We start from the raw sequence: 8,572 nt of genomic DNA on the forward strand, positions 1-8,572 counted from the left end.
CACCTGACCCCATGCCGAACTCAGAAGTGAAACGCCGTAGCGCCGATGGTAGTGTGGGGTCTCCCCATGCGAGAGTAGGGAACTGCCAGGCATCAAATTAAGCAGTAAGCCGGTCATAAAACCGGTGGTTGTAAAAGAATTCGGTGGAGCGGTAGTTCAGTCGGTTAGAATACCTGCCTGTCACGCAGGGGGTCGCGGGTTCGAGTCCCGTCCGTTCCGCCACTTATTAAGAAGCCTCGAGTTAACGCTCGAGGTTTTTTTCGTCTGTATATCTATTATTGCCAGAATCGCAAAAATCCTCTGCATTTTACGCTTTTTTCCTCAACAGTCTGAAGCCCATAATCACCTCAGTTAACGAAAATAGCATTAAAAGAGGCATATTATGGCTATCCCTGCATTTGGTTTAGGTTGAAAGACTACGTTGTTATTTCATCTGTGAAAACGGCGCTTGAACTTGGTTATCGCGCAATTGATACCGCACAAATCTATGATAACGAAGCCGCAGTAGGTCAGGCGATTGCAGAAAGTGGCGTGCCACGTCATGAACTCTACATCACCACTAAAATCTGGATTGAAAATCTCAGCAAAGACAAATTGATCCCAAGTCTGAAAGAGAGCCTGCAAAAATTGCGTACCGATTATGTTGATCTGACGCTAATCCACTGGCCGTCACCAAACGATGAAGTCTCTGTTGAAGGGGTTATGCAGGCGCTGCTGGAAGCCAAAAAACAAGGGCTGACGCGTGAGATCGGTATTTCCAACTTCACGATCCCATTGATGGAAAAGGCGATTGCTGCTGTTGGCGCTGAAAACATCGCTACTAACCAGATTGAACTCTCTCCTTATCTGCAAAACCGTAAAGTGGTTGCCTGGGCTAAACAGCACGGCATCCATATTACTTCCTATATGACGCTGGCGTATGGTAAGGCCCTGAAAGATGAGGTTATTGCTCGTATCGCAGCTAAACACAATGCGACTCCGGCACAAGTGATTCTGGCGTGGGCTATGGGGGAAGGTTACTCAGTAATTCCTTCTTCTACTAAACGTAAAAACCTGGAAAGTAATCTTAAGGCACAAAATTTACAGCTTGATGCCGAAGATAAAAAAGCGATCGCCGCACTGGATTGCAACGACCGCCTGGTTAGCCCGGAAGGTCTGGCTCCTGAATGGGATTAAGCCTCTCTGACAGCTCCTCCGGGAGCTGTTTTTACATGCTCGCTAAGGAAATCGATAAAAGCCCGGATGCGCGTACTTACCGCACGGTCGCTGTAATAGACGGCACTGAATGGCATTTCCACTGGCAACACTTTATCTGCCATTAACTCCACCAATTCTCCGCGAGCGATTTCTCTGTCGATCATGTAGTCGGACAAACACGCAATCCCGTTGCCACTCAGGCAAAGCTGTTTCAGTGTTTCCCCACTATTGGATGACAAACCGTATTTCAGCTCATGTAATTGTCCATCACTACAGGCTATCGGCCAGGTATTGAGGGAAGCGGGTTCAGTGAATCCCAGGCAAACATGTTGCTTTAAATCGTCGATCGTTTCTGGCTTCCCGTAGCGGGAAATATAATCGGGGGAGGCGATAATTTTTCGATAACTGTTAAATAACGGCCTGGCACGTAAGCTGGAATCCGTTAACGTACCAGCGCGTATCGCGACATCCACTTTTCTTTCGATCAAATTAATAATCGTTTCGGAGGAGACTAGCGACAAAGTGACTTCCGGATAGCGTTCACGGAAAGGCTTAATTAACGGCATCAGAAAGTGCAGCACCACTGGAGTTGCGGCATCGATCCGTAACAGTCCACGCGGTGTATTACGCGTCTCCATAATTTCTGATTCTGCCGCTGCCATCTCCTGCAAAATTGACTGTACGCGACGAAAATAACGCTCGCCTTCTTCCGTCAGGCTAAGTTGTCGCGTGGTCCGATTAAGCAGGCTAACGCCAAGTTTCATCTCCAGCTTTTTCACCGCCCGGCTTACCGCTGAGTTTGCTTGCCCTAATTGTTCCGCTGCCCGGCTAAAGCTGCCGCTTTCGACGACCGAAACAAAAATGGCGAGTTCTTCCGACGTGGCTTTCATTTTTGCTCCTGTTGCAAAATAGAAGAGATATTTTGAATTTATTTGTCATTAAACCATCAGGATGCGTGATATGTCATGCGATTTAATGTTCTCCATAATGAGCAAAATTCTGACCGGTGTAAGCACTTGCTTACATAACAATATACAATTGCTCGTTGAAAGAGTGAGCTAAAATCCCTATAATAGTAGAACCCTCCCGAGTGCGGAAGGGTTGACGTAATAGAGGTTTCAAAGTCAAAAGTGCGAAAAAACACCTATGCCATGCGCTATGTTGCCGGACAACCTGCGGAAAGGATCTTACCGCCGGGGTCTTTTGCGAGCATCGGCCAGGCATTACCACCTGGGGAACCGTTAAGTACCGAAGAGCGTATTCGGATCCTGGTGTGGAACATATACAAACAGCAACGCGCTGAATGGTTGTCGGTATTAAAGAACTACGGCAAAGATGCACACCTGGTGTTATTGCAGGAAGCGCAGACAACGCCAGAGTTAGTACAGTTTGCGACCGCTAACTATCTTGCCGCCGATCAGGTACCCGCTTTCGTGCTGCCACAACATCCTTCTGGCGTAATGACCCTTTCGGCGGCACATCCAGTGTATTGCTGCCCGTTACGTGAACGAGAACCCATTTTGCGTCTGGCGAAGTCGGCACTGGTGACGGTCTATCCATTACCTGACACCCGCCTGTTGATGGTGGTTAATATACACGCCGTCAACTTCAGTCTGGGCGTGGATGTCTATAGTAAGCAGTTACTTCCTATTGGTGATCAGATAGCTCACCACAGCGGCCCGGTCATTATGGCGGGAGATTTCAATGCCTGGAGCCGTAGAAGGATGAACGCGTTATATCGCTTTGCGCGGGAAATGTCGCTGCGCCAGGTGCGTTTTACCGATGATCAGCGCCGTCGGGCGTTTGGTCGCCCGCTCGATTTTGTTTTCTACCGTGGTCTGAACGTCAGTGAAGCTTCTGTACTGGTTACGCGCGCTTCCGATCACAATCCGCTACTCGTTGAATTCAGTCCCGGCAAGCCTGATAAATAAGGTATGTCAGGTCTGCCACAGGGCAGACCAACGTTTGGCGCTGCGCAAAACGTGAGCGCGGTGGTGGCGTATGACTTATCGGCCCACATGCTGGATGTCGTGGCACAAGCTGCCGAAGCCCGGCAACTGAAAAATATCACCACCCGCCAGGGATATGCCGCAAGTCTGCCATTTGCCGATAACGCATTTGATATTGTTATCAGCCGTTATTCTGCCCATCACTGGCATGATGTTGGTGCAGCACTGCGAGAAGTGAATAGGATATTGAAACCTGGCGGTAGGCTGATTGTGATGGATGTAATGTCTCCGGGTCACCCAGTGCGCGACATCTGGTTACAGGCGGTAGAAGCATTACGCGATACCTCTCACGTACGAAACTACGCCAGCGGTGCGTGGTTGACGTTAATCAATGAAGCCAATCTTATAGTTGATAATTTAATTACAGATAAGTTACCGCTGGAATTTTCTTCATGGGTCGTGAGAATGCGTACGCCAGAAGCGTTAGTAGACGCTATTCGCATTTACCAACAGAGCGCATCGACAGAGGTGAGAACGTATTTTTCCTTGCAGACTGATGGCTCTTTCACCAGTGATATCATCATGGTAGAAGCGCATAAAGCGGCATAAATAAAAAAGGCACCGGGGGAATCGGTGCCTTTTTTATTATCTGGTTTGTCAGGAATCTGGCATGTTGTTGTTTTTCACAAACAACGTCAGCTTATCGCCTGGTTGCAGATTCGCAGTGTCACTGTTCCAGCGCATCACATCTTTGATGTTCACGCCGTGGCGTTTAGCAATGCTTGAAAGCGAATCGCCTTTGCGCACACGATACGTAATGCTATCGCTGTTGTTTGCCAACCGCTGTGCGCTACTGCCTGCACCAATCGTCAAACTTTGGCCTGGCTTCAGCTTAGATCCGCGCAGTTTGTTCCACTGCTGCAAATCTTTGGTGCTTACGCCGAGACGTGAAGCGATGCTTGAAAGCGTGTCGCCAGAGCGTACGGTGTAAACACGGCTGTTAAGCGGCGTATTGTCGGCAACCAGCGTCGACTGTACAGCAGCAATTTCGCCTGAAGCGAGAGAATCACGCAGTTGATCTGCATGCTTCTTTGGCACCATCACGTACTGCGGGCCACTTGCGCCCAGCGTGGAGCCTTTTACGCCAGCGTTGAATGTCTTCAGCTTGCTGACGGAAATCCCCGCCATATCTGCAACCTTCGCCATTTCAACCGGGCTGCTCAGGTGCACACGCGCCAGAGCACGGCTTTCATCGGTCGTTGGCAGACGTACGCCATAACGCTTGCTGTTTTTGAGAATATCACTCAATGCCAGCATTTTAGGCACGTACTGCTTCGTTTCCTGCGGCAACGGTAACGACCAGAAGTCCGTGGATTTCCCACGCGCTTTGTTCGTTTTAATTGCCTTCATGACCCGACCTTCGCCGCTGTTATAAGCCGCTACGGTCAGAAGCCAGTCGCCGTCAAACATCTTGTTCAGACGCTGCATCATGTTCAGCGCGGCAGTTGTTGAAGCAACAACATCGCGACGCGCGTCATAATTGCGGGTCTGTTTCAAACCATAATTGCGCCCCGTGCTCGGAATGATCTGCCAGATGCCTGCGGCATTGGCGCCAGACGTTGCGTGAGGATCAAAAGCGCTCTCCACTATGGGTAGTAGTACCAGTTCCATAGGCATGTTACGTTTTTTAACTTGCCCTGCTATCCAGTACATATACGGCTCTGCCCGTAAAGTTACATCGTGGAGATAGCTCTTATTGCGTAAATATTTCTGTTTCTGTTCGCGAATCCGGTCATTTTCCGGAATTCCCATCTTTAGCTCGTCGCCAATGAAAGCCCACAAGTCACCATCTGGCGCGATAGACGTCCCATCGTCCATCCATCGTGCCTGACTTGTAAACTTTGCTGCTTCCCCTTGACCAGCTGCAGAAAGGCTCTGTGCGTGCTGTTGAACGTTGCCGGTACTCTGGCAACCCACGAGCAGGACAGAGGCGAGTAATATCGCTTTTGCCTTCATGTGTGTGTCAATAGTTGCTTAAAAGACGACCGATCATAACGGCGAACGGAGCCGATGACAAGAAAGTTTTATCAGAACCTATCTTTCTTTGACCTTAACCATGCAAAACGCTCTTCAGGTTGTTGCAATAATGTTTCTTCATTAATTACATTAATTAAATCAATATCTTCCGTTCTTAAAAAAACATTAATTTGCCGCTCATTTTTCAGAATTACGGGTAGTGTTATTTGATTTTTTGCCCGTAACTCCTTAACTTTACGATAATAATCATTTATGGACAAATCGTGCGGAAGAATACTCAAAGCAAACTTCATATTTGATAACGTATATTCATGAGCACAACATACCAATGTATCGTCAGGTAACGCACTTAACTTATTAAGTGATTGATACATTTGTGATGCTGTCCCTTCAAACAACCTACCACACCCACCAGAAAACAGCGTGTCGCCGCAAAATAGATAAGGTTTACTGAAGTAACAGATATGTCCTAAAGTGTGACCCGGTGTGGCAATTACACTAAATTCATGCCCCAAAACGAAGGCAGTTTCGCCATCTTTGACTACCTGTGTTGTTCCCTTATCTTGTGTCTCTTGTGGACCATACACCACAATTTGCGGAAACTTTTCCACCAGTTCTTTTACGCCGCCAACGTGATCGTGATGATGGTGGGTGAGAAATATGGCCTCCGGTTGCCAGTTATTGGCGGCAATGGCGTTTAATACTGGCTCTGCGTCTCCGGGATCGACAATCAGGCAGCGACCTGCTTCATCATTCAAAACCCAGATGTAATTGTCATCAAAGGCGGGAATACTGTTAAGATTCATAGATTACCTCTTAGTGTGAAACGGAAGGTTGTGATGAAACCGGCAAGAGTCCCTCAAACTGTCGTGGCTCCTGATCGCTGGGGCGATTTGCCCTGGGGAGAGCTTTATCGCAAGGCGCTGGAGCGCCAGCTCAACCCGTGGTTCACTAAAATGTATGGTTTTCATCTGCTTAAGATTGGCAATTTAAGCGCAGAAATCAATTGCGAAGCGTGCGCGGTTTCTCATCAAGTGAATGTTTCTGCGCAAGGAATGCCCGTCCAGGTGCAGGCGGATCCACTTCATCTTCCTTTTGCCGATAAATCCGTTGATGTTTGTCTACTGGCACATACATTGCCGTGGTGCACCGATCCGCATCGTTTATTGCGTGAAACCGATCGGGTATTGATTGATGATGGCTGGCTGGTGATTAGTGGCTTCAATCCCATTAGTTTAATGGGATTACGCAAACTTGTGCCGGTATTGCGAAAAACCTCGCCCTATAACAGCCGGATGTTTACTCTGATGCGGCAACTGGACTGGCTCTCTTTGTTGAATTTTGAAGTGCTGCACGCCAGCCGTTTCCACGTTCTCCCGTGGAACAAACACGGAGGAAAACTATTGAATGCGCATATTCCTGCGCTTGGTTGCTTACAACTTATTGTTGCCCGGAAACGGACTATTCCTTTAACGCTAAACCCGATGAAACAGAGTAAAAACAAGCCACGAATTCGCCAAGCGGTTGGAGCCACCCGGCAATGTCGTAAACCACAAGCTTAAACTTCGACTTGGTAGCCCGTATCTTCCAGTGTGGGATTCATTGCCGCAGCACGAGCCAGTTCATCACAGCGTTCGTTTTCCGGGTGTCCGGCATGGCCTTTAACCCATTCCCATTTGATTTGATGTTGCCCTAGGGCAGCATCAAGACGTTGCCAGAGATCGACATTTTTTACTGGTTTTTTGTCTGCGGTTTTCCAGCCACGTTTTTTCCAGTTATGGATCCACTGGGTGATACCCTGGCGGACATACTGGCTGTCGGTACTCAAAATGACTTCGCAATGTTCTTTTAACGCCTCCAGCGCGACAATAGCGGCCATCAACTCCATACGGTTGTTGGTGGTGCGGGTGTAGCCTGCGCTAAAGGTTTTCTCGCGTCCGCGATAGCGTAAAATAGCGCCGTAACCCCCAGGTCCTGGATTGCCCAGACACGAACCATCGGTGAAAATTTCTACCTGTTTAAGCATCTCTGGTAGACTTCCTGTAATTGAATCGAACTGTAAAACGATAAGTCTGACATAAATGACCGCTATGAGCACTGCAATTACACGCCAGATCGTTCTCGATACCGAAACCACCGGTATGAACCAGATTGGTGCGCACTATGAAGGCCACAAGATCATTGAGATTGGTGCCGTTGAAGTGGTGAACCGTCGCCTGACGGGCAATAACTTCCATGTTTATCTCAAACCCGATCGGCTGGTGGATCCGGAAGCCTTTGGCGTACATGGTATTGCCGATGAATTTTTGCTCGATAAGCCCACGTTTGCCGAAGTAGCCGATGAGTTCATGGACTATATCCGCGGCGCGGAGTTGGTGATCCATAACGCAGCGTTCGATATCGGCTTTATGGACTACGAGTTTTCGTTGCTTAAGCGCGATATTCCGAAGACCAATACCTTCTGTAAGGTCACCGATAGCCTTGCGGTGGCGAGGAAAATGTTTCCTGGTAAGCGCAACAGCCTCGATGCGTTATGTGCCCGCTACGAAATAGATAACAGTAAACGAACGCTACACGGGGCATTACTCGATGCACAGATCCTTGCGGAAGTTTATCTGGCGATGACCGGTGGTCAAACGTCGATGGCTTTTGCGATGGAAGGAGAGACACAGCAGCAACAAGGTGAAGCAACAATTCAGCGCATTGTACGTCAGGCAAGTAAGTTACGCGTTGTTTTTGCGACAGATGAAGAGCTTGCAGCTCATGAAGCCCGTCTTGATCTGGTGGAGAAGAAGGGCGGAAGCTGCCTCTGGCGGGCATAAATACCTGTAAAAGGCGCTAAAAATAGCGGCTTGGGCGATTTTTGCAGCAAACGATTCAAAAGATGAGAAAAACCGTTGACGAAGGGTGAGGCAATCCGTAATATTCGCCTCGTTCCCAACGGAACACAACGCGGAGCGGTAGTTCAGTCGGTTAGAATACCTGCCTGTCACGCAGGGGGTCGCGGGTTCGAGTCCCGTCCGTTCCGCCAAATTCACTCATGAAAATGAGTTCAGAGAACCGCAAGATTTTTAATTTTGCGGTTTTTTTGCATTTAAATCCCGCTATTTCTTCGGTCTATGGTTTTGTTATGCTGTAAATGTGTTAATCACATATGGTAGACCATATCGGTAATGCTGCCAACTTACTGATTTAGTGTATGATGGTGATTTTAAGGTGCTTGCGTGGCTTCCATTTCCATCAGATGTCCTTCCTGCTCCGCTACTGAAGGCGTGGTGCGTAACGGCAAAAGCACTGCCGGACATCAGCGCTATCTCTGCTCTCATTGCCGTAAAACATGGCAACTACAGTTCACTTACACCGCCTCTCAGCCCGGTACGCACCAGAAA

Annotated in this window: 10 protein-coding genes, 2 tRNA genes and 1 rRNA gene; 9 read left to right on the forward strand and 4 right to left on the reverse strand. The window is 48.5% G+C overall.

Features of this window, described 5'->3' with window-relative positions:
* The 3 genes from rrf to dkgB form a co-directional block, all read left to right on the forward strand.
* Positions 1-91 (forward strand): 5S ribosomal RNA (gene rrf, locus BHE85_RS06365); the annotation flags it as partial.
* A gap of 54 nt (positions 92-145) precedes the next feature.
* A tRNA-Asp gene (locus tag BHE85_RS06370) sits at positions 146-222 on the forward strand.
* Between the two features lie 174 nt (positions 223-396).
* Entirely contained in the window at positions 397-1,176 is a 780-nt protein-coding gene (dkgB, locus tag BHE85_RS06375; protein ID WP_370737458.1) for a 2,5-didehydrogluconate reductase DkgB, read from the forward strand.
* Here dkgB and yafC read toward each other — a convergent pair.
* On the reverse strand, positions 1,173-2,087 hold the full coding sequence (gene yafC / locus BHE85_RS06380) for a DNA-binding transcriptional regulator YafC (RefSeq protein ID WP_039063968.1): 915 nt from the start codon (positions 2,085-2,087) through the stop codon (positions 1,173-1,175). The genes dkgB and yafC overlap by 4 nt on opposite strands.
* A 240-nt stretch (positions 2,088-2,327) precedes the next feature.
* On the opposite strand from yafC, the gene BHE85_RS06385 reads away from it, so the two are divergent.
* On the forward strand, positions 2,328-3,128 hold the full coding sequence (locus tag BHE85_RS06385) for an endonuclease/exonuclease/phosphatase family protein (protein ID WP_001230983.1): 801 nt from the start codon (positions 2,328-2,330) through the stop codon (positions 3,126-3,128).
* A 3-nt stretch (positions 3,129-3,131) separates the two neighbouring features.
* Positions 3,132-3,755: a class I SAM-dependent methyltransferase gene (locus tag BHE85_RS06390; RefSeq protein ID WP_000016005.1), complete on the forward strand. Its 624-nt coding sequence runs from the start codon at positions 3,132-3,134 to the stop codon at positions 3,753-3,755.
* A 48-nt stretch (positions 3,756-3,803) separates the two neighbouring features.
* Here the strand turns inward: BHE85_RS06390 and mltD are convergent, their stop codons facing one another.
* Positions 3,804-5,162 (reverse strand): murein transglycosylase D, encoded by a 1,359-nt coding sequence (gene mltD, locus BHE85_RS06395; protein ID WP_000644682.1) that lies wholly within the window; start codon positions 5,160-5,162, stop codon positions 3,804-3,806.
* 71 nt (positions 5,163-5,233) lie between these two features.
* Positions 5,234-5,989 (reverse strand): hydroxyacylglutathione hydrolase, encoded by a 756-nt coding sequence (gloB, locus tag BHE85_RS06400; RefSeq protein ID WP_001052720.1) that lies wholly within the window; start codon positions 5,987-5,989, stop codon positions 5,234-5,236.
* Between the two features lie 33 nt (positions 5,990-6,022).
* On the opposite strand from gloB, the gene BHE85_RS06405 reads away from it, so the two are divergent.
* Positions 6,023-6,745, forward strand: a complete 723-nt coding sequence (locus tag BHE85_RS06405) for a class I SAM-dependent methyltransferase (RefSeq protein ID WP_001297210.1) — start codon at positions 6,023-6,025, stop codon at positions 6,743-6,745.
* Here the strand turns inward: BHE85_RS06405 and rnhA are convergent.
* Positions 6,742-7,209 (reverse strand): ribonuclease HI, encoded by a 468-nt coding sequence (gene rnhA, locus BHE85_RS06410; RefSeq protein WP_000917883.1) that lies wholly within the window; start codon positions 7,207-7,209, stop codon positions 6,742-6,744. The two genes, BHE85_RS06405 and rnhA, sit on opposite strands and share 4 nt — an antisense overlap.
* 64 nt (positions 7,210-7,273) lie before the next feature.
* On the opposite strand from rnhA, the gene dnaQ reads away from it, so the two are divergent.
* The 3 genes from dnaQ to BHE85_RS06425 all read left to right on the forward strand — a co-directional run.
* Entirely contained in the window at positions 7,274-8,005 is a 732-nt protein-coding gene (gene dnaQ / locus BHE85_RS06415) for a DNA polymerase III subunit epsilon (protein ID WP_001297205.1), read from the forward strand.
* 132 nt (positions 8,006-8,137) lie between these two features.
* Positions 8,138-8,214, forward strand: a tRNA-Asp gene (locus tag BHE85_RS06420).
* A 193-nt stretch (positions 8,215-8,407) separates the two neighbouring features.
* A partial coding sequence (locus BHE85_RS06425; RefSeq protein WP_047664789.1) for an IS1 family transposase occupies positions 8,408-8,572 on the forward strand: 165 nt, incomplete at its 3' end.

The sequence above is a fragment of the Shigella sp. FC1567 genome (genome assembly GCF_001743015.1).
GTDB classification, from domain to species: Bacteria; Pseudomonadota; Gammaproteobacteria; order Enterobacterales; family Enterobacteriaceae; genus Escherichia; species Escherichia coli.

What these genes read in the sequence shown, in the direction of transcription:
- yafC (WP_039063968.1), bottom strand. Translation starts at nt 2,087, where the DNA reads ATGAAAGCCACGTCGGAAGAACTCGCCATTTTTGTTTCGGTCGTCGAA.
- BHE85_RS06390 (WP_000016005.1), top strand. Translation starts at nt 3,132, where the DNA reads ATGTCAGGTCTGCCACAGGGCAGACCAACGTTTGGCGCTGCGCAAAAC.
- mltD (WP_000644682.1), bottom strand. Translation starts at nt 5,162, where the DNA reads ATGAAGGCAAAAGCGATATTACTCGCCTCTGTCCTGCTCGTGGGTTGC.
- gloB (WP_001052720.1), bottom strand. Translation starts at nt 5,989, where the DNA reads ATGAATCTTAACAGTATTCCCGCCTTTGATGACAATTACATCTGGGTT.
- BHE85_RS06405 (WP_001297210.1), top strand. Translation starts at nt 6,023, where the DNA reads ATGAAACCGGCAAGAGTCCCTCAAACTGTCGTGGCTCCTGATCGCTGG.
- rnhA (WP_000917883.1), bottom strand. Translation starts at nt 7,209, where the DNA reads ATGCTTAAACAGGTAGAAATTTTCACCGATGGTTCGTGTCTGGGCAAT.
- dnaQ (WP_001297205.1), top strand. Translation starts at nt 7,274, where the DNA reads ATGAGCACTGCAATTACACGCCAGATCGTTCTCGATACCGAAACCACC.